Origin of the sequence: Nocardia anaemiae NBRC 100462 (genome assembly GCF_001612725.1) — a bacterium.
Taxonomy (GTDB): domain Bacteria; phylum Actinomycetota; class Actinomycetes; order Mycobacteriales; family Mycobacteriaceae; genus Nocardia; species Nocardia anaemiae.
Window position 1 is genome coordinate 148,428 of sequence record NZ_BDAZ01000024.1, and the last position, 20,317, is coordinate 168,744.

A 20,317-nucleotide genomic window follows, 5' to 3' on the forward strand; every position below is an offset into this window, starting at 1 on the left:
GTGCTCAGCTCGAGATGAGACATTCACCGCCCATGCGTCGGACGGTTACAACAGCGCCCCGCCGGTGGCATCGATCCACTGTCCGGTGACCCACCGCGAATCGTCGGAGGCCAGGAATGCGGTGATATCCGCGATATCACCGGGCTGGCCGACGCGATTCAGCGGCGACCATCCCGCCACCAACGCCTCGGTCTCGGCATTGCGCAACCAGTTGGCGTTCATATCGGTATCGATCACACCCGGTGCGACGGCATTGACGGTGATGCCGCGCGCGCCGAGTTCCTTTGCCAGCGTTTGGGTGAAGGTGTCGATCGCACCCTTGGTCATCGTGTAGGCGATCAGCTGCGGCATTTTCGCCCCGTGTGTGAGGCCGGTGGAGACATTGACGATGCGGCCGCCGTCGCGCAACCGAGCCAGCCCGAGTTTGGTGACGAAGAACGGCGCCTTCGCATTGACGGCGAAGACTCGGTCGAAGGCGGCCTCATCGGTGCCGCCGATCGGTTCGCGGATGCCATCGATGCCCGCGTTATTGACGATGACGTCCACGCCGTCGGCGTGCGCGTCGAATGCGGCCCACAGCGCCGCGGCATCGCCGGGTACGCCGAGTTCGGCCTTGATCGCGAAGGCCGAACCGCCCGCGGCCTCGATGGCGGCGACGGTTTCCTTCGCCGCCTGCTCATTGCCGTTGTAGTGCACGGCGACCCGCGCCCCCTCCCGGCCGAGCCGCTCCGCGATGGCCCGGCCGATGCCGCGACTCGCGCCGGTGACCAGTGCGGTCTTGCCGTCGAGCCGGGCGGTTTGCAGCTGTGCACCCATGACAGGTCCTTTCTCTAGTGGTCACTACAGAAAGGACGTTAGCACATTATCTAGCGAGCGCTATAAAATGTTCTCATGAGTGCACCGACCAGGGGCCGACCCCGCTCGTTCGACCGCGATGCCGCGCTGGAAAAGGCGCTGCGGCTGTTCTGGGCGCGCGGTTACGAGGCGACTTCGATCGGTGATCTGACCGCGGCGATGGGCATCGGGGCGCCGAGCCTGTATGCCGCATTCGGCGATAAGGCGACGCTGTTCAACGAGGTGGTGCAAGTCTTCGGCGCGCGCTACGGGAGCTTCATCGCACGCGCGCTCGCCGAGGAGCCGACCGCAGAAGCAGTGGTGTGCCGCATCCTGCACGAGGCGGCGAAGGAGTACACCAGACCCGATTGCCCGCACGGCTGCCTGGTGATCAGCGCGGGACTCAATACCACCAGCAGCGAGATCGCCGACATGCTGCGCGCGATTCGCAATCGGAATGTGGCGGCCTTCGCCGAGCGCATCCAAGCGGATGTCGACGCAGGCTTGTTGCCGCCGGACGCCGACGCGGCGACGCTCGCGCGCTATGTCGGCACCGTTATGCAGGGCATGTCACAGGCGGCTCGGGACGGCGCGAGTTCCGCCGAGTTGGAGCGGGTTGCCGAAATGGCCATGCACGGTTGGGCTTGCGCCGTCCGCGGCTGATTCGGCGCCATCGGGAACTTTCCGGGCCCTCGTAGCGACCAGTCAACGAAATACCGGAACGACAGCGAATTTTCCACTTGCGCTCTATACCTGCCGGGGGTATGTTCATCGATGTCGGGGATACCCCCACACGGTATGATCGAATGTGAGCGAAGGAGTCGGAGATGGCCACGAGCACCTACACCGTCACGGGGATGACCTGCGGACATTGCGTCAACTCGGTCAAGACGGAGATCGGCAAGATCGATGGCGTGACCAGCGTGGACGTCGACCTCGCCAGCGGCGCGGTCCGGGTGGACAGCACCGCACCGCTCGCCGACGCCGATATCGTCGCCGCGGTGGACGAGGCGGGATACCAGGTCGCCGTCTGATGCAGGCCCGACCGAGATTCGCCGCGCGGTCGGCGGTCTCGTCGCGCTGTTCGGTGTCGCGCTCGGTATCGGCGCCCTGGTGGGCGATCCGTCCGGGCCGACACCGGACCGGACGGCGCTCCGGTCACGCGATTCGCCACCCAGCACGACAAGAACCCGCACCCGAGGTGATGTTGCGCGCCAACGACCTTGCCTACCTGCACGTCCATCCGCAGGGCGAAATCGGTCGCACCCCAGCGGGTTCGGAAGTCGAGACCCCGAGTGCGGGCGCGTTTCGGCTGTATCTAGACTTCTCGCACGGCGGTGTCACACATACGGCCGAATTCACCGCGCGCGTCGAATCATCCACAGCGCCATCCACATCCGATGGTGGACACCACTCGGGTGACGGTCACCCCTGACCGCATGTGCTGCCCGGCGCGTGCCCGAGCTAACCTTCGGTGCGATGACCTGCGCCTTCCGCGCGAAACGCATCGCGTGGCGACACGCGTCGGTTATTGCCCGAACGCATGAATCGGGTTTCGCGACCAACAAGGCAAAAGTTGGTTATCCACAATCCGTTTCACCACTACGACGCCCCAGCAAGCGAACCGGGTGGATAACACGGTGCACGATCCCGCCTCACCCGCAACAGAAACCGACCAGTCCGACATAACAGCAGCGACGCCGATTCCAGTTACGTCTGGTTGGCCAGACGGACAAAGGCTGCGGTGTCGAGGGTTTCGCCGCGAGCGGTCGGATCGATTCCGGCGGCGACCAAGCGGCGTTCGGCTTCGGCGGGAGAACCGGCCCAATTGCCGAGGGCGGCGCGGAGGGTTTTGCGGCGCTGGGCGAAGGCGGCGTCGACGACCTCGAAGACGCGGCGGCGGTGTGCCTCGTCCATCGGCCAGGGCGGTTCGGCGTAGCGCTCGATGCGGACCAGGCCCGAGTCCACCCGCGGCACCGGCCAGAACACCTGGGTGCCCACCGCACCCGCGCGGCGCACGGTACCGAAGAAACCCGCCTTGACGCTCGGTACGCCATAGATGCGACTGCCCGGCTCGGCGGCGAGACGATCCGCGACTTCCGCCTGCACCATCACCAATGAGGTTGTGATGCTGGGCAATTCGGCAAGCAGGTGCAGCAGCACCGGCACGGCGACGTTGTAGGGCAGATTCGCCACCAGCGCCGACGGTGCCGCGGGCAGTTTGTCCGCACCCACTCGCAGCGCATCGGCTTCCACGACGGTCAACTGCCCGGCCAGTTCCGGCGCGCGATCCGCGACGGTCACCGGAAGATGTTCCGCCAGCACCGGATCGATCTCGATGGCGACAACCGAATCCACGACATCGAGCAGCGCCAACGTCAGCGAACCGAGCCCCGGCCCGACCTCGAGCACGGTGTCCCCGCGCCCCACTCCGGCCGCCGCGACAATCCGCCGCACCGTATTGGCGTCGTGTACGAAGTTCTGTCCGAGCTGCTTGGTCGGCCGCACGCCGAGTCGCTCGGCGAGCGCCCGCACCTCGGCGGGCCCGAGCAAAGCAGCACTCCCACGAGCGGAAATATCGGGTTCGGACACGTCCGACAACGTATCAACCACGCCGATCCGCGACCGACCGGCACACCCCTCGAAGACTCAGCCGATGCCAAGGCGGCTGGTGCAGGCGGGCCAGGCGCCCCAACCCTGCCGGGCGCGAGTCACTTCGGCGATGGCGATCTGTTCTTCGCGGGTGGCCAGGTCGGCGCGCGGGGCGTATTTGAGACCGCCCTGGCGCTCCCAGGTGCCCTGGTCGAATTGGATGCCGCCGTAGTAGCCGTTGCCGGTATTGATGGCCCAGTTACCGGTGGACTCGCAGCGGGCCAGCGCATCCCAGATATCGCCGTCGCGCACCGGCGGCACCTCGGTGCCGGGTTTGGCGCCCTTGCGGACCGTCTTCGGCTGCGCCGTCACCTTCACATTGGAAGCGATCGGCCGCCGACTGACCTCCTGGCCGTTGACCATGGTGACCGCGAACGTCACGTCCTGCACGCCGGGCGCACCCGGGCTCTCCACCACCGTCCGGCTCATATTCAGGGTCGGATCCTCGATCACATTCTCCGGCGGATCCAGCGGCACCGTCTCGGTCTTGTTCTCGATGCGCTGGCGGGTCACCACGATCCGCAGCCCATCGGTGAGCGGCGTGGTCGCCGCGGGCTCGACGGTGTCCTGCTCGATCAGCGGAATGCCCGCTGCGGTGAGGAATTCACCGACGGTCGGCGCGGCCAGTCGAACATCGACCGGATTGCCGATGCCATCGAGCAGCGAAACCGAACGCGGGGTGGCGATCCGCAGCGCGGCGCCCTCGAGCGGCAACTTCTCATTGCGGGCCGGGGAAACGAATACCTCGCGTGGCAGGTGCAGTTGGTCGACCACGTCTCCCGCGGTCAGACCGGTGGACCACACCTTCTCGGCCTTGCCGTCCAGCGATATCGCGACCTCACGCGCCCGGTTGTAGGTGATGGTCGCGCCATCGGTAATCGACGCGGCCAGCGCGGGCCGAACCAGGTCGCGGTCGTTCACATCGAAACCAGCGGCCTTCAGCACACCGCTGACATTGCGCGACATGGTGGTCTGGGTCATCTGCTCGCCGTCCACGACGACCGTGACCGTCTTGCGGTTCACGATTGCCATCGCGGCACCGACGATCAACGTCACCAGCAACGCCGCGACCGCCGCGTACAGCAGCGGCGAGCGGGACTGGTTGATCCTCGTGAATGGGGACATGGTCACAGTACGATAACGAAGGGGTCAGCGGTCGACAACCGTAGTGTTACGAGCGGCGGGTATCAATATCACAAACGGATATCGACGCCGCAGGTAAATCACAAAACGAACAGACCAAAGTGACCTAGGACACACTTACCCGACCAAATGTGAAACAAGATCAGGTGAAATTGCCCGCCGCTCACCCGAGCGTGAATTCAGATGCCGTAGACACGGCGGGCGTTGGCGGTAGTGATTTCGGCGAGCGCCGCCGGGTCCTGTTCACGCAATTCCGCTAGGGCACGCACGGTGTACGGAAGGCAATACGATTCGTTGGGTGCGCCACGGAATGGATGCGGCGTGAGATATGGCGCATCGGTTTCGACCAGGATCTGGTCATCGGGCACTACCTTGGCGGCCTCGCGCAATTCGTGCGCGTTCTTGAAACTCACGGTGCCGGAGAAGCTGAGGATGTATCCCTCGGCCACACACGACATCGCCATATTGGTGTCCGAGGAAAAGCAATGGAAGATCACCGTTTCCGGAGCGCCTTCGTCCAGCAATACCGTCAGCAGATCGTGGTCGGCCTCGCGGTTGTGGATCATCAGCGGTTTGCGCAGCCGTTTGGCCAGGTCGATATGCCAGCGGAAGCCTTCGACCTGATCCTCGATACCGGCGCATCCGTCCAATTTGCCCGGCCAGTAGTAATCCAGACCGGTTTCGCCGATCGCGACCACGCGCGGATCAGCGGCCAATCGCTCCAGTTCGGTCTTGGCCGCTTCGTCGAGCGCATTCGCCCGCGTCGGATGCAGTGCCACAGCGGCGAACACCCGCCGATCCCAGTTGGCTGCCCGCACGGCCCACTGCGCCGCGGCCAGATCATCGGCGACGGTCACCACCTGGCCGACGCCGACCGAGGCCGCGCGGTCAACGATCACCGCCGTCGACTCCGCATCGGTTGCCCCGCAGGCATCGAGATGGGTATGCGCGTCTACCAGCGGTGCGAGCGGTTCCGGGAGCTCGGGAGCGGACCGTTTCGGGCTCATCGGTGAACTCCGGCACACTGGATCGCGGGCGCACGACGGCGGTCGTCGCCCCGGGGGATATTCACGTGAGCCTCGGAATCCACGCGCATTACAGTAGATGCACCATGACCGCAGCTGACCGCCCCGCCTTCTACATCACAACGGCCATCGCATACCCGAACGGTGCGCCGCACATCGGGCATGCCTACGAGTACATCTCGGCCGATGCCCTCGCCCGCTTCAAGCGGCTCGACGGTTATGACGTCTTCTTCATGACCGGCACCGATGAGCACGGGCAGAAGATGCAGCAGACCGCGGTCGCCGAGGGGGTGCCGGTGGAGGAGCTCGCCGCGCGCAACTCGGATGTATTCGAGGCGATGGACAAGACGCTCGACATCTCCTACGACCGATTCATCCGCACCACCGATGACGACCATCAGGTGGCCAGCGCCGCGATCTGGGAGCGGATGCTCGCCAACGGCGATATCTACCTGGACAACTACTCGGGTTGGTACTCGGTGCGCGACGAGGCGTTCTACACCGAGGAAGAAACGACGCTGCTCGAGGACGGCAGCCGGATCTCGACCGAATCGAAGACGCCGGTCACCTGGACCGAGGAGTCGAACTACTTTTTCCGACTGTCGAACTATCAGGACAAGCTGCTCGCGCTCTACGACGAACATCCCGAATTCATCGCGCCCGCAACGGCTCGCAACGAGATGGTGAGTTATGTGAAGGCGGGTCTGAAGGACCTGTCCATTTCGCGTACCACCTTCGACTGGGGTGTGCCGGTGCCAGGACATCCCGATCATGTGATGTACGTATGGGTGGACGCGCTCACCAACTACATCACCGGCGTGGGCTTCCCGGATACGGAATCGCTCGCGTTCCAGCGGTTCTGGCCCGCCGACGTGCACATCATCGGTAAGGACATCACCCGGTTCCACACCGTGTACTGGCCCGCGTTCCTGATGTCGGCCGGGATCGAATTGCCGAAACGCGTTTTCGTGCACGGGTTCCTGTACAACAAGGGCGAGAAGATGTCCAAGTCGGTCGGCAATGTGGTCGACCCGCTGGCGCTGGTCGACGAATACGGCGTCGACGCGGTGCGCTTCTTCCTGCTGCGCGAGATCTCCTACGGTCAGGACGGCAGCTACAGCCACGAGGCGATCGTCGGGCGGATCAATACCGATCTGGCCAATGAATTCGGAAATCTGGTGCAGCGCAGCCTGAAGCTGGTGGCCCGCGACTGCGGCGGCGTGGTGCCGACGCCGGGTGAATTCACCGAGGCCGATCGCGCGCTGCTCGACCGCGCCAACGGTCTGCTGGAGCGCTGCCGCACCGAATTCGACACGCAGCAAATGCATTTGGCGCTGGAGGCGATCTGGCTGACGCTCGGTGAGGCCAACCGCTACTTCTCCGCGGAGGCGCCGTGGGCGCTGGCCAAGTCCGGCACCGAGGAGGCACTGGCCCGTGAGGCGACGGTGCTGTACGTGACCATCGAACTGCTGCGCATCGTGGCGATTCTGGTGCAACCGGTCATGCCCGAATCCGCGGGCAAGATCCTCGACCTGCTCGCCACACCGAACCGGGCATTCGCCGATATCGCGACACCGCTGGTCCCCGGCACCCCGCTGCCGGAGCCGGTTGCGGTCTACCCGCGCTACGTCGAGCCGAAGAAATAGCCTACCCACGACAGCGCCCCCGAACTTCGCGAGAAGGTCGGGGGCTCTTCGCGATTGCCTACTTCCAGCGATCGAGCAGCCGATTGATTTCGGCGGTCAGCGCCCACTGGAGCATGGGCCCGAAGCTGATCCGGCCGACGCCCTGATCGGCGAGCACGGCCCGATCCGACTCGCCGGGCACCGCGACCATGCTGATCGGCCGCGGCAGTTCACTCGTCAGCCGCCGGATATCGGCGTCGGCACGAGCCCCCGCCGGGAACAGTGCGTCGGCGCCCGCCTCGGCGGCCAGCCGCAGGCGCGCGATGGCACGGTCGACGCGGTCGCTGTCGTCGCCGTCCTGGCGCATGAACAGATCGGTGCGCGCATTGATGACCACGTGCACACCCGCCGCATCGGCGAATTGCCGCAATCCGCGCACGAAATCGGCATGCTCTTCGGCGGTGCGCAAGCGGCCACCCTCGCTGTGCACCGTGTCCTCGATATTGAGCCCGATCGCGCCCGCCTCCAGCAGCCCCTCGATCAACTGCGCGGGCCCGAGCCCGTAACCGGATTCGATATCGACGGACACCGGAACATCGACCGCGCCGGTGATCTGCCGAACGCGGGTCAACAGTTCCGCGAATGTCATCCCTTCCTTATCGCTGCGCCCGACCGAATCGGCGACCGGATGACTGCCCAGGGTCAGCGCCGAAAACCCCGCCTCCACAGCGACATTCGCCGACCACGCATCCCACACCGTCGGAAAGACACCGGGATCGCCCGGCACGTGCAATTCGAGAAACGCCTTGGCCTTACTTTCCAAAGAGGTCATGACACCGATCATCGTCGCGCCCGTGACCGATAGCACTATGACACTCCCCATCCGGCCGCCCGGAAGTGTCGGCGATGGCGAGTCGCGCTAGAAACTGTCACCGCCGTCGCGGCGCGCGGTCAGTACCGCGTCGTAGAGTTCGCGGCGGGAAACGCCGGTCTCGGCGGCCACCTGGGCGCACGCGTCCTTGAGGCGAATGCCCTCGGCCGTCAGCGATTCGACCTCGTCGACCAGATCGGCGGGATCGGCCACGACGGGTTGGGCGCCTTCAAGGACGACGGTGATTTCACCACGTGCCCCGTCGACGGCCCAGGCGGCGAGTTCGCCGAGACTGCCGCGCACGACCTCCTCGTAGGTCTTGGTCAGTTCCCGGCAGACCGCGGCCCGCCGGTCCGGACCGAGCACCTCCACCGCGTCGGCCAGGCAGTCGGCGAGCCGGTGCGGGGCCTCGAAGAATACGCAGGCTCGCGGCTCGGTGCGCAAGGTGCGCAACCACTCTCGACGCTGGCCGGATTTGCGCGGTGCGAACCCGTCGAAGCAGAAGCGTTCCACCGGCAGCGCGGACAGTGCCAGGGCGGTGGTCACCGCCGACGGTCCCGGCAGGCAGGTCACCGACAGCTCTCGCTCGACACAGGCCACCACCATGCGATAGCCGGGATCGCTGACCGACGGCATACCGGCGTCGGTCACCAGCAGCACCGTGCTGCCGCTCTCGATCTCATCGAGCAGCGCCGGAATCTTCGCGGACTCCACATGGTCGTCGAAGCGCACCACCCGCCCGGTGATCGCCACCCCCAGGGCCTTCGCGAGGGCACGGGTGCGCCTGGTGTCCTCGGCCGCGACGATATCGGCGGATCCGAGCGCCTCGCGCAGCCGCTGTGAGGCATCGCCGATCTCGCCCATCGGCGTGGCCGCGAGCACCAATCGCCCCACCTGGTCCGCCACACCACTCCTGTCCGCTCGACCGCATCATCTCGTTCCCAACGCAGCGTATCGGCACGGCGCGGCCGGAGCCGATATGCCCTGGATTTGGTCGGTGCGGCTGCTCAGGCTCGATCGTTCCCGCCGCCGCGCTGGACGGAAGGCGTGAGTCAGACGTCGGAGCGTGATGGTTGCCGCGTACCCTGCGTGCAACCGATTCGGCCTATTCGAGATGGGATCCGGTGTGCTTGGTTTGGGGCGCGGCAAGACAGTGCGGGATGCGAAGGTGCTCGTCACCGGGGCGGCGAGCGGAATCGGCCGGGCTACCGCCCTGGCATCCGCGGCGGCGGGTGCGGAACTGGTGCTGACCGATATCAATGCCGAGGGCCTCGAGGATACGGTTCGCACCATCAAGGAGGCGGGCGGTACCGTGCTCGTCGCGCGGGCCCTGGATATCACCGACTACGACGCGGTCACCGGCTTCGCCACCGACGTGCACGCCGAATTCGGCAGCCTCGATGTCGTCATGAATATCGCGGGCACCTCCACCTGGGGCACCGTCGAGAATCTCGAGCACCGCCACTGGCGCAAAATGGTGGAGGTCAATCTGATGGGTCCCATCCACGTGATCGAGAACTTCGTGCCGCCGATGGTCCGGGCGAAACGCGGTGGGGCGCTGGTGAATGTCTCCTCGGCGGCCGGAATCCTCGCGCTGCCATGGCATGCCGCCTACAGCGCGGGCAAATTCGGTATCCGCGGCGTCTCCGAGGTCTTGCGATTCGACTTACGGCACCATGACATTTCGGTGCATCTCGTGGTGCCCGGCGCGGTGAACACACCGCTGGTGCAGAGCGTCGAGCTGGTCGGCGTCGACAGGGAAGACCCGAAGATAAAGCGACTCGTCGCCGCATTCACCAAGCACGCCGTATCACCGGAACATGTTGCGGCGGAGATCCTTCGCGGCATCGAACGCAATCGGTTCCTCGTCTACACCTCCTTCGATATCCGCTTCGGCTATTGGTGGGCTCGCAAATTCGCCTACCCCTACGAATTCGTGATCCGCCGCACCAGCGATCGGTTCAGCAGGCTGCTGGCTTCGATGGGCAATTGAGCGTCACATCGAGCACGCGGGCGCCCGGGCCCTGTTCGCCGAGGCGGTCGTGTTCGTTGACCAGTCGGCAGCTGCCGAGGGACAGGCAGCCGCAGCCGATGCAGCCGGTCAGGTTGTCGCGCAGGCGAGTCAGCTGGGTGATGCGGTCGTCGAGGTCGGCCTGCCATGCGGTGGACAGGGTCTCCCAGTCGCGCCGAGTGGGGGTGCGGCCCTCGGGGAGTTTGTCCAGCGCGGCACGGATTTCGCTCAGCGGAATGCCGACCCGCTGGGAGATGCGGATGAAGGCGACGCGGCGCAGCGTTTCGCGGGCGTATCTGCGTTGATTGCCACTGGTGCGACGACTCGAAATGAGACCTTCGCGTTCGTAGAAGTGCAACGCGGAGACCGCTACTCCGCTACGCTCGGACAGCTGCCCGGGGGTCAGCTCCTTCGCTCGCCAATCGGTTGTCGACATCACGCTCCTCCATTCACCTGAACAATACTTCAGGTTAGGATGTGCTGGGGTCGGAATCGGCGACACCCAATTGCGTGCTCTTACGCCCTCGGCGAACTACGGTCGGATCATGGGAGCAGACGCGGTGCGGGCGGGGCACGATGGCGGTGCGGACGATGGGTTCGATGGTGTTGGCAATCCGGGCGGTCGACTGGCGGTCACCTCCGAGGTCGCGACTCTGCGCACGGTGCTGCTGCACCGGCCCGGCGACGAATTGCGGCGGCTGACCCCGCGCAATAACGATCAACTGCTCTTCGACGGCATTCCATGGGTCGAGCGGGCCCAGCAGGAGCACGACATCTTCGCCGGTGTGCTGCGCGAGCGCGGCGTCGAAGTGCTGCTGCTCGCCGATCTGCTCGCCGAAACCCTCTCGGTCAGCGGCGCGGCCCGCATCCAGGGCATCTCCGGCGCCGTCGACGCGCGCAAACTCGGCCATATGCTGGCCGACGAGCTCGCGGCATTCCTGCGCGGCGTCCGAGCCAGGGACCTGGCCAATATCCTGATGGCCGGGATGACCTTCGACGAGCTGCCCTTCGAAGGCGACAACACTTCGCTGGTGCGGCGCATGCACCACGGTGCGGATTTCGTCATCGATCCGCTGCCGAATCTGCTGTTCACCAGGGATTCGTCATTCTGGGTCGGCCCGAGAGTGGCGATCACCTCGCTCGCGCTTCCCGCCCGGATGCGCGAGACCTCGCTCACCGATCTCATCTACGCATTCCACCCCCGCTTCCTAGGCGTGCGGCGAGCCTATGAATCGCATACCGCGCCGATCGAGGGCGGTGATGTGCTGTTGCTCGCGCCGGGCGTGGTCGCGGTCGGCGTCGGCGAGCGCACCTCGCCAGCGGGCGCGGAAGCGTTGGCGCGCAGTCTGTTCGACGACGATCTCGCCCACACCGTGCTGGTCGTCCCGATCGCCCAGAATCGCGCGACCATGCACCTGGACACCGTCTGCACCATGGTCGACACCGATGCCATCGTGATGTATCCAGCGGTGCGGGATTCGCTGTGCGCGTTCACGATTCACCGCGAAGACGACTATGGCGGACGCAACGACCAGGCCCGGGTGAGTATGCGCGGCCCCGATCCGTTCCTGCCCGCGGCCGCGGAGGCGATGGGCATCGGCAAACTGCGGGTCATCGATACCGGACTCGATGGCGTCACGGCCGAACGCGAGCAGTGGGACGACGGCAATAACACCCTGGCGCTCGCGCCCGGCGTGGTCGTCGCCTACGAGCGCAACAATATGACCAATACCCGGCTCGAGGATGCCGGCATCGAGGTGCTGCGCATACCCGGCTCCGAATTGGGTTCCGGCCGTGGCGGTCCGCGCTGCATGTCCTGCCCGCTCTCCCGAGATGACGTGTGAGCGCGATGTTCACCATTATCGTGACCCATGATTCGTCTGTTCCGCCCTACGAGCAGCTGCGGCTCGGTGTCATCGCGCAGGTGCGCTCCGGCGAGTTGACGGCGGGGACGAAGATCCCCACGGTGCGAGCTCTGGCCGCCCAACTCGGGCTGGCGCCGAATACGGTCGCGCGGGCGTACCGCGAACTCGAGGCCGACGGGGTAGTCGAAACCCGGGGCAGGCAAGGCTCTTTCATCGCGTCCTCGGGTGACCCGACCAAAGACCTGGCAGGACGCGCCGCGACCGATTACGTCGCGACCATCCGACGGCTCGGTCTCGATGACGAGGCGGCCCTGCAGTACGTCAGATCGGCTCTGGAGAGTTAGTCATCAGCGCCAACTGGGCAGCCACAGGTGGTCGTGCCAGTTGCCGGGGGTGATCGGCAGCGCGGTCAGAATCGGCCAGAGCCAGATGAAATTCGCGATCACCAGGCCGAGGTAGATACAGACCGCGAGCAGTCCGAGGCTGCGCCGTTCACTGGGCACGGCGGGCAGATAGGTGCCCGCCGGACTGCGCGGTATTCGTACCGATCGGGCCGGGCCGAGAATATCGCCGCACACCAGCGCGATCCCCATCACCAGGAACGGCGCCAGCGGTACCGCGTAGAAGTAGTACATCTGCCGATCGAGGGTGAAGAACCAGGGAATGAGTCCGGCGCCGTAGCCGGTGAGCACCGCCGCATAGCGCCAATCGCGACGGACCACACTGCGCCACAGCATCCAGCCCAGCACCGGGAAGGCGATCCACCAGATCGCCGGGGTGCCGATCAGCATCACGGCCTTCACACACTGGGTCTGACCGCAGCCGGTGACACCGCTGTCGGCGTAGTAGTAGAGCATCGGCCGCAGGCCCATCGGCCAGGTCCACGGCTTGGATTCCCAGGGGTGATGGTTACCGGCCGAATTGGTCAGACCCTCGTGGAAGCGCAGTGTTTCGCCGCTGTAGTACCACAGCGAGCGCAGCGCATTCGGCAGGAACGACCACGGACCATCCCGACCGACCTGATTGCCGACCGCATAGCGGAAGACACCGTCCTCACTGGCGAACCAGGCCCAGTAGCTGGCCAGATACACCCCGAGCGGAATCAGCACCAACGAGTACAGCGCGGGCCCGACATCACGTACCGCCGTACCGACCCATGGCCGCCGCACACCATAGGCGCGCCGCGCGGAGACATCGAAATAGACGCTCATGAGCCCGAACGCGAGGATGAAATACATCCCGGACCACTTTGTGCCGCAAGAGAGTCCGAGCAGTACCCCGGCGCCGAAACGCCACCAACGCACTCCTAGTCGCGGACCCCATTCGCTCGCATCGATCCGCCCCGCGTAGTCCACCTCGGCGATTCGCGCCCGCACCTCGTCACGGTCCACGATCAGAGCGCCGAATGCCGCGGTGACCAGCACCGCCATGAAGATATCGAGCATGCCGATGCGCGAGGAGACGAAGGTGAGTCCGTCGGCGATCAGCAGAATGCCCGCAATCGCGCCGATCAGGGTGGAACGCGCCATCCGGCGCACGATCCGGATGACCAGCAGCACCAGGATCGTGCCCGCCAGCGCCGCGCTGAATCGCCAACCCCAGCCGTTGTAGCCGAACATCCACTCGCCCACCGCGATCAGCTGTTTGCCGATCGGGGGATGCACCACCAGTCCGTAGGCGGGATTGTCCTCGATGCCGCCGCCGGTGAGGATCTGCCAGGCCTGTGGTGCGTAATGCTTCTCGTCGAAGACCGGGGTATAGGCATCGGTCGGATAGTCCAACATGATGAAGCGCGTCAAGGCCGCGATCGCGGTGAGTACCGCGGTGACCACCCACCCCTGCATCTTGTCGAGCGGCCCGAAGTCGGGCGATGGACGCAGGGGCGCGGGGCTCGACCAAGAGGGCACGGCCCCGGCTACGGTCGCGCGCTGGTCGGTCACCTGTGTCACGCCCCGATCGTATGCTGTGCGTGGCCCCCTGACCCGCACCGGTGAGCGCGCCGCCGCGCGAATCACACCCTGAGCTGTACTCACGGACATTCCCGTGAGTATTACCTGTCGGCCCGGTGTGGCGTCGGAGTATGCGATGACTGCCACTACGCCGAAGTGGACGGGAGGGTCCGCCCCAGGACGTTCGGAGTCACCGTCCGAGCACTGCGAGCATCCCTGCCACCGCCCGAGGCCAGGTGAACTGCTCTGCCCGGCTGCGTGCTGCCTTCCGACGACCAGCGGTCGGCATCGCGAGCACATCGGTGACGGCCTGGGCGAAAGCGGACGGGCGGTCGGCGGCCACCGCGCCGCATTCGGCGGTAACGATATCGGCCAGCGCCGAGGATCGGCTTGCGACGACCGGCGTACCCGCGGCCAAAGCCTCGAGCGCGGCGAGGCCGAAGGTTTCGTGTGGACCCGGCGCAAGCGAAACATCTGCGGTGGCAAGCAGTTTCGCCACCATGGCACGGTCGGTGATGAAACCGGTGAAGTGCACCGCGGCCAGCCCGCCGGTCAGCGGCGGCAGCGCACGGGCGCGACGCTCCAGTGCTTCGCGCCGCGGGCCCTCCCCCGCTACCACCAGCCTCGCCTCGACGCCCGCCCTGCGCAGCGCGCCGATGGCTTCGATGCTGCGATCCACCCGCTTCTCCACCGACAATCTGCCGCAGTGCACCAGCAGTGGATGTCCGGGCACACCCAGATCGGCGCGCAGACGGTAGTCGCGGCGACGCGGGCTGAACAGCTCCAGATCCACTCCGAGCGGTACCAGTTCGACATTGGGCGCATCGATACGCAGGAACTCCGCGCGCGCGAATTCCGTTGTGCAGACCACGATGTCGTAGTCCTCTGCGGTGCGCCGATTGGCGATATCGGCACATCGGCGGGCCACCGGGCCCGGCATGATCTGGCCGAGTAGTCGGTCGAGGCGTTCGTGCGAGATCATCACACTCGCCACGTCGCGGGTGCGCGCCCAACGTCCGAACCCTCGCAGCGTCAGCCGATCCGAAACCTCGAGCACGTCCGGGCGCAATCCGGCCAATACATCGGCCACTCGACGCGGATCCGCCGCCCGATAACCACCGGTCCAGGGAATCGCCAAGGCGGGCAGGGTGATCCGCACCGCACCGGTCGGCAGGATCTCCTCGCTCCGGCGCGGTCCGGGCACGATCAGCACCACCTCGTGCCCGGCGGCCACATAGCCCTCGCCGAGGTGATGCAGTGCGGTGCGCAGCCCACCCGACCGCGGACCGTAGAAGTTCGCCAGTTGCACGATGCGCACATCGCCGATCGTGCAGCGAATCGGGTTCCCCCCGGAACCGATGCGCCCAACACCGCATGAACACCCGTGAAAGACCCTGCTAACGCGTGCGACGGCGCAGCGACCCAGGCACGCCGCCCGGTGTCTCGATCTGCGGCGATGGACCGGACATACCGGTCATGCGCGCGTGATACCGCGGCCCGCCCGAGGCAGATCCAGATCCAGCGGAATGCGCCCGACCGCCAGATGCGCCTCCACCTCATCGGCGGGCATCGGCCGGGCGATCAGAAACCCTTGCGCCCGATAGCAACCCAGCCCGACCAGGGTCCGTGCGGCCACCGGCGTCTCGACGCCCTCCCCCACCACACCGAGCCCGAACGACCCGGCCAACCCGATTATGGATTTCACGATCGCCAGATCGTCGGTGCTCGCACCGAGCCGCTGCACGAAGCCGCGGTCGATCTTCACCGCGTCGACCGGAAGCGCTTTCAGATGCGACAGCGAGCTGTATCCGGTGCCGAAATCGTCGATCGCGATCTGCACGCCCATCCGCTTGAGTCCGCGCAGCGTGACCTGGGTGCGCGCCAGATCCTGTACCACCACATGTTCAGTGATCTCCAGGCAGACCGAACTGCCATCGATCCCGAACAGCCGCAGAATATCCTCGATCCGCTCCACGAAATCCAGGCTGACCAGCTGAACCGGCGAAACATTTATCCGCATCACCACATTCGCCGCCAGCCCCCGCCTGCGCCATTCCGCGAACTGCGCACAGGCCGAGCGGATCACCCAGCGCCCCAGCTCACCCGCGAGATTGGTGGCCTCGGCGACGGTGACGAACGCACCGGGCGGCAGCAGCCCCCTGGTCGGATGCAACCAGCGCACCAGCGCCTCCAGCGCGACGACCCGCCCGGTGCGCAGATCGACCTCGGGCTGATAGTGCAGCAGCAGCGACCCGTCGGAGACCGCGCCGCGCAGATTCAGCTCCACATCGTCCTGCAGCTCGAACTGCGCGCGCATGGCGTCGGTGAAGACCGCGACGCCATTGCCGCCGCCGGATTTCGCCGACAGCAGCGCGTGATCTGCCCGGCGCAGCACATCCGCGACCGTGGTCTCGCCCGGAATGCCGACCGCGACACCGACGCTGGCGCCGCGGCTGACCGATTCCCCGCCGACAGTGACCCGCCGTCCGATGAGCTGCTGGATCCGCGTCGCTTCCAATTCGGCGGCCACCGCATCCATCGGTTTGGCGGGCACGATGACGAATTCGTCGCCACCGAGTCGGGCGATCATGTCATTGGGGTCGAGATTCTCCCGCAGTCGCGAGGAAAGCGTGCGAATGAAGTTGTCCCCCGCGGTATGTCCGAGAAAATCGTTGAGCGCTTTGAGCCGGTCGAGATCGAGGAAGAAGGCGGCCACCGGGCCGGGACTGCCCTGCCTGAGCCGTTCCTCCATATGTTCGAGCAGCGCCCGCCGGTTCGCCAGCCCGGTCAAATCGTCGTGCAGGGCGATATAGCGCAATCGCTCCTCGGCCACCACGCGCGCCTGCAACTGGGCGAAGAGTGCGGCGATCGCCTTGAGCACATTCAGTTCCCGGGTGCTCCAGTCCCGATCGCCCTGTTTGATGAATCCCAACACGCCGGTCGACTCGCCGCGCGACAGCAGCGGCACCGCGGCCATGGCGACCTGCGGTATGCCCGACGAGCGCCGGATCGTCTCCTGATAGTCGGCGGATTGCTGGGACGGCCGCACGATGATCGGCTCGGTGGCATGTTCCAATTCCCGGAATACCGAGTCGGCGTGCTCGAAATGCACGATCTTCAGCGGGTCCGGATCCGGTATGTCACCACGGTGCGGCCATTCCGCGATGAGCACGGTCGCCCGCTGCTCTCTATCGGTATGGCGTAGGTAGCTGAAATCGACGTCGAAATGCTCGACCAACCTGGCCAGCACACGTTCACTCGCCGCCACCATCGTTGTGGCGTCGACGCCCATCAACTCGGAGGCGACCTGGGTCACCAATGAGTCGAGCGTTCGCCGAGGCACCCTATCTCCGATCGCGCTAGCTGCGGTTGCCCGCGCCCGGCACTGGAAGCCGCCTGCTGCGGACCGTGGCTGCTACCGCGTAGCTCAGGCGAAGCACCAATGCCATGATCTCATGCCCAGGCACTCCCAGCAGGTCCAGGAAACGGCCCTGAAGTGAGGTAAGTGTATCCGCGAAATCCGGGGAAATCCCTTTCAGCTCGTCGGGGTGCCGCGCGTAAAGGAACAACGGCGAGACCGGTTGCACCGCGAGACCGAGCCGTTGCGCCGCGATCCAGACCCGCTGCACGGCCGCGCCACCGCGTGCGTAATCGGCGAGTGATACCGACTCTGCTCCGGATCGCCGCGGAAAAGTTATCGCGAGCAGCGCCGAACTCGACAGCACGCGGTCGCGCGTGTATTCGCCGAGCGCGGCGCCACCGGACCATTCGCGCAACCGATCCATCACATCCGAGCGCTCGCCGATTCGGATCTTGGCCTGCTCATCGGCGGCCAATTCCATACTCCGGATATCGATCCCGGTGCGCGGATCCTCGCCGGGCCAACGCAGTTCGCCGAACATCTCCTGATGCAGGCGCGGAGTCAGATAGCGGATGCGATCGGATTCGCCGAGCAGCGCGGCCGCGGCGGTGAGCTCATCGGGTTCGGTGATGGCACGGACCGACGCGTCGGTGGCAGCCGCGGCCAGGGCAGGCAGGACATGATCGGCCAGCGGCACGCCCGCGCCGAGGTTTCGATTCGTCTCGCGGGTCAGCGTGTACGGATAGTCCGCGGCCAGTGCGGGATCGGTGCGGTCGCCGAGATACAGCACCGCGGAAAAAGGGGTCGAGTTGTTCTCGATGAACTCGTGCGCGCCGAGTATGCCGTGCGCGGCGGCCGCGGCGCGGGCGTTGTAGAGCGCGGCGCCGATCGATACCGCGCTGGCGCGATAGCCGATATCCAGTGCTGAAGAGCGGGTTCGGACGAGATCGATGCGTAGCTCGTCGCCGTCGACACGCAGGTACCACGGTTGGGTGTTGCCGCCCGACGGCGCTCGCTGCGCGGATTCGAGCACCTTCTCGACGGCGGATCCCTCCGAACACGGCACACCACCTTCGGGCACCGGAAATTCGTCGGAGACCTTCTCGCATACCGGCTCCGGTTCGGCGAGCTCGTCGAGACCATGCTCCAGATCGAACCGGGTCCGGCCCGAGGACAACTTCTGGCCGAGCCCGATCCGGCGCACCGCCGCTGCCACGATGGCCGCGCCCAGTTGTACGTCACCGCCGAGTTGCGGCCAGGTCGTCACGGTTTCGTCGATCTCGACCAGACTCGCGGCCATCCGGGCCGATAGCTCCTTCGGATCGAGAATCCGCATGACGTGCGGCGCTTTATCTTTCGTGGACAACCCGCGTAGGTCCGCGCCGACGGTCGCGCCGAGCAGACCGTGGAACGAGGGACGGTCCGGTTCCAGGTCAAAGCGCTCGACATCGAGCAGGCCGCGATCGCTGGTGTCCATCAGCAGCGGAATGCGTTGTCGGCGTGCGCCTTCCCGGACGGCGAACTTGATATCGAGCGAATCGCATTCCTCCACGACCAGCGACAATCCGTGCAGGAATGCGTCGACGGTGGACTCGTCCACGCCCGCGGTGGCGACCTCGACCGGCAGATACGGATCGAGTTCGGCGATCCGGCGCGCGGTCACGATCGCTTTGTTCACACCGATATCGAAGATCCCGCCGGGCACCCGGTTCAGATTCGACAGCTCGATATCGTCGAAATCGGCCAGGCGCAATAGGCCACAGGTGCCCTCGAGGGCCAGCGCGTAGGCCACCGCGTGTCCGACGCTCTGTCCGACCACGCCGACCGCGAGACCGGCGCAACGTTCCTGTTCGGTGCGGGTGAGCTTGTTCTGGTTGCGGTCCAAGCGAATTGCCCGAAATGTCTTTTCACCGGGCAGCCCGACGAGTGTGCGCCGCCACGGGTAATAGACCCATCGGTCTGTCTCCGGGCCGCCGAGATCCGGTGGCGGCCGACGCACCTTGGCGAGTTCGGCGCGCAGCACATCGCGCAGATCGAGAATGCGGACCTGCGGCGATTTCCGTAATTGCACGAGGATTTGCGCGTCGGCTGTGGCATTTTCATCGAGAATCAGCGGGCGGTGGTCCGCGGTGAGGTCACCGTTCATGCCTGCGCCAATCCTCCGATCCCTGGTCCACTCGAGGACGCTCGACCATGCGGCGACAGCCAGGCATCGAGCGCCGCACGCTCCAGCGCTGTCAACGAACTCTGCAATTTTGTGGCTAATGACCGGTATGTCCGCGTATCCCACCACATCGGAATGGTCCGATAGCGATCGTCAGGATAGGGCACGGCCGGTATCCGATCGGCGACATACCCACCGCTCGACCGGTACAGACCGATATTTCGCGTGGCAGTGGTGACGAAACCGTACCTGGCGTCGAGCAGTCGGGCGGCGTGCACGACACAGCGGGAGACCGCGGCGGCGAGCGCGGCACGATGCTCGGCCGCTCGGGCGACCCAAACCGCCTTCACCTCGACCACACCTTCCGGTATCCGATCAGCAACCATCGCGCGCAACTCGGCGGCACCGGGCCGACCGGCCCAGGCGCGCAGTGCGTGCACTTCCTCGGCCACACCGTAGGGTCCCTGTGCCCGCAATCCCGCGACGACCGCGCCGGACGGATCTACAGCGGCGAAGAACAACGACGTCGAAAGGCCGTCGACAACACTGTCGTATTCCAAAGCGTGATCAACGCCGTAGTGCCGGTAAACCTGCAGCGCACCGCGCAGATAACGGCGCCACAGATCGGGATGAGCCTGCGGAGTAGCGACATGAAAGACATATCCGGAATGCATGTCGCGAAACCGCAACACCTCGGCATCGCGTGTGCCCCCGGGGCCGACTGCGATTGTTTCGACAGTCATTGGTGTTCCTACTCCGTTTGCTACCGCGCATCCGCACGGTCATCGAGCCGGTCTGACCGACTCGCCAGACGACT

General features: G+C 65.9%; 19 protein-coding genes. 7 read left to right on the forward strand and 12 right to left on the reverse strand.

Going from position 1 to position 20,317, the window contains the following annotated elements; all coding sequences use genetic code 11:
• Nucleotides 1-45: 45 nt before the first annotated feature.
• The gene (locus NA5_RS15830; protein ID WP_062986466.1) at nucleotides 46-816 is read right to left on the reverse strand and encodes an SDR family oxidoreductase; all 771 of its coding nucleotides are present in this window, start codon (nucleotides 814-816) and stop codon (nucleotides 46-48) included.
• A 75-nt stretch (nucleotides 817-891) separates the two neighbouring features.
• Between NA5_RS15830 and NA5_RS15835 the strand changes: the two genes are divergently transcribed.
• The 3 genes from NA5_RS15835 (at nucleotide 892) to NA5_RS43560 (ending at nucleotide 2,269) form a co-directional block, all read left to right on the forward strand.
• Entirely contained in the window at nucleotides 892-1,497 is a 606-nt protein-coding gene (locus tag NA5_RS15835; protein WP_062986468.1) for a TetR/AcrR family transcriptional regulator, read from the forward strand.
• Between the two features lie 164 nt (nucleotides 1,498-1,661).
• On the forward strand, nucleotides 1,662-1,868 hold the full coding sequence (locus tag NA5_RS15840) for a heavy-metal-associated domain-containing protein (protein WP_062986469.1): 207 nt from the start codon (nucleotides 1,662-1,664) through the stop codon (nucleotides 1,866-1,868).
• Nucleotides 1,869-2,038: 170 nt separating this feature from the next.
• Complete coding sequence (locus tag NA5_RS43560; protein ID WP_503826373.1) at nucleotides 2,039-2,269, forward strand: DUF8832 domain-containing protein; 231 nt, start codon at nucleotides 2,039-2,041, stop codon at nucleotides 2,267-2,269.
• A 275-nt stretch (nucleotides 2,270-2,544) separates the two neighbouring features.
• On the opposite strand, the gene rsmA is transcribed toward NA5_RS43560, so the two are convergent.
• The 3 genes from rsmA to NA5_RS15860 form a co-directional block, all read right to left on the reverse strand.
• Complete coding sequence (gene rsmA, locus NA5_RS15850; RefSeq protein WP_062986471.1) at nucleotides 2,545-3,426, reverse strand: 16S rRNA (adenine(1518)-N(6)/adenine(1519)-N(6))-dimethyltransferase RsmA; 882 nt, start codon at nucleotides 3,424-3,426, stop codon at nucleotides 2,545-2,547.
• A gap of 57 nt (nucleotides 3,427-3,483) precedes the next feature.
• A complete protein-coding gene (locus NA5_RS15855) occupies nucleotides 3,484-4,611 on the reverse strand; it encodes a resuscitation-promoting factor (RefSeq protein ID WP_062986472.1) in 1,128 nt (375 codons plus the stop codon).
• A 197-nt stretch (nucleotides 4,612-4,808) separates the two neighbouring features.
• Nucleotides 4,809-5,636: a TatD family hydrolase gene (locus tag NA5_RS15860; RefSeq protein ID WP_062986474.1), complete on the reverse strand. Its 828-nt coding sequence runs from the start codon at nucleotides 5,634-5,636 to the stop codon at nucleotides 4,809-4,811.
• A 77-nt stretch (nucleotides 5,637-5,713) separates the two neighbouring features.
• On the opposite strand from NA5_RS15860, the gene metG reads away from it, so the two are divergent.
• A complete protein-coding gene (gene metG / locus NA5_RS15865) occupies nucleotides 5,714-7,300 on the forward strand; it encodes a methionine--tRNA ligase (RefSeq protein WP_281201718.1) in 1,587 nt (528 codons plus the stop codon).
• Between the two features lie 58 nt (nucleotides 7,301-7,358).
• Here metG and NA5_RS15870 read toward each other — a convergent pair whose 3' ends face one another.
• Together NA5_RS15870 and rsmI are read right to left on the reverse strand one after the other, a co-directional pair.
• Nucleotides 7,359-8,111, reverse strand: a complete 753-nt coding sequence (locus tag NA5_RS15870; protein WP_062986628.1) for an isocitrate lyase/PEP mutase family protein — start codon at nucleotides 8,109-8,111, stop codon at nucleotides 7,359-7,361.
• Nucleotides 8,112-8,198: 87 nt separating this feature from the next.
• Nucleotides 8,199-9,056 (reverse strand): 16S rRNA (cytidine(1402)-2'-O)-methyltransferase, encoded by an 858-nt coding sequence (gene rsmI / locus NA5_RS15875; protein WP_084484168.1) that lies wholly within the window; start codon nucleotides 9,054-9,056, stop codon nucleotides 8,199-8,201.
• Nucleotides 9,057-9,264: 208 nt separating this feature from the next.
• Here rsmI and NA5_RS15880 point away from each other — a divergent pair, with 208 nt between their 5' ends.
• Complete coding sequence (locus NA5_RS15880; protein ID WP_062986476.1) at nucleotides 9,265-10,143, forward strand: SDR family oxidoreductase; 879 nt, start codon at nucleotides 9,265-9,267, stop codon at nucleotides 10,141-10,143.
• Here NA5_RS15880 and soxR read toward each other — a convergent pair.
• Complete coding sequence (gene soxR / locus NA5_RS15885; RefSeq protein ID WP_040695381.1) at nucleotides 10,112-10,597, reverse strand: redox-sensitive transcriptional activator SoxR; 486 nt, start codon at nucleotides 10,595-10,597, stop codon at nucleotides 10,112-10,114. The two genes, NA5_RS15880 and soxR, sit on opposite strands and share 32 nt — an antisense overlap.
• A gap of 109 nt (nucleotides 10,598-10,706) precedes the next feature.
• Here soxR and arcA point away from each other — a divergent pair, with 109 nt between their 5' ends.
• Nucleotides 10,707-12,005: an arginine deiminase gene (gene arcA / locus NA5_RS15890; protein WP_245672251.1), complete on the forward strand. Its 1,299-nt coding sequence runs from the start codon at nucleotides 10,707-10,709 to the stop codon at nucleotides 12,003-12,005.
• 5 nt (nucleotides 12,006-12,010) lie between these two features.
• Entirely contained in the window at nucleotides 12,011-12,370 is a 360-nt protein-coding gene (locus NA5_RS15895) for a GntR family transcriptional regulator (protein ID WP_062986478.1), read from the forward strand.
• Between the two features lie 3 nt (nucleotides 12,371-12,373).
• On the opposite strand, the gene NA5_RS15900 is transcribed toward NA5_RS15895, so the two are convergent.
• From NA5_RS15900 to NA5_RS15920, 5 genes are all read right to left on the reverse strand, one after another.
• Nucleotides 12,374-13,975: a dolichyl-phosphate-mannose--protein mannosyltransferase gene (locus NA5_RS15900; RefSeq protein WP_062986480.1), complete on the reverse strand. Its 1,602-nt coding sequence runs from the start codon at nucleotides 13,973-13,975 to the stop codon at nucleotides 12,374-12,376.
• A gap of 190 nt (nucleotides 13,976-14,165) precedes the next feature.
• A complete protein-coding gene (locus NA5_RS15905; protein WP_062986482.1) occupies nucleotides 14,166-15,293 on the reverse strand; it encodes a glycosyltransferase in 1,128 nt (375 codons plus the stop codon).
• A gap of 156 nt (nucleotides 15,294-15,449) precedes the next feature.
• A complete protein-coding gene (locus tag NA5_RS15910; protein WP_062986634.1) occupies nucleotides 15,450-17,267 on the reverse strand; it encodes a putative bifunctional diguanylate cyclase/phosphodiesterase in 1,818 nt (605 codons plus the stop codon).
• 67 nt (nucleotides 17,268-17,334) lie between these two features.
• Nucleotides 17,335-19,482 (reverse strand): Rv1355c family protein, encoded by a 2,148-nt coding sequence (locus NA5_RS15915; protein WP_062986484.1) that lies wholly within the window; start codon nucleotides 19,480-19,482, stop codon nucleotides 17,335-17,337.
• A complete protein-coding gene (locus NA5_RS15920) occupies nucleotides 19,479-20,243 on the reverse strand; it encodes a hypothetical protein (RefSeq protein ID WP_063813416.1) in 765 nt (254 codons plus the stop codon). Before NA5_RS15920 ends, NA5_RS15915 begins: the two co-directional genes overlap by 4 nt.
• Nucleotides 20,244-20,317: the final 74 nt, after the last annotated feature.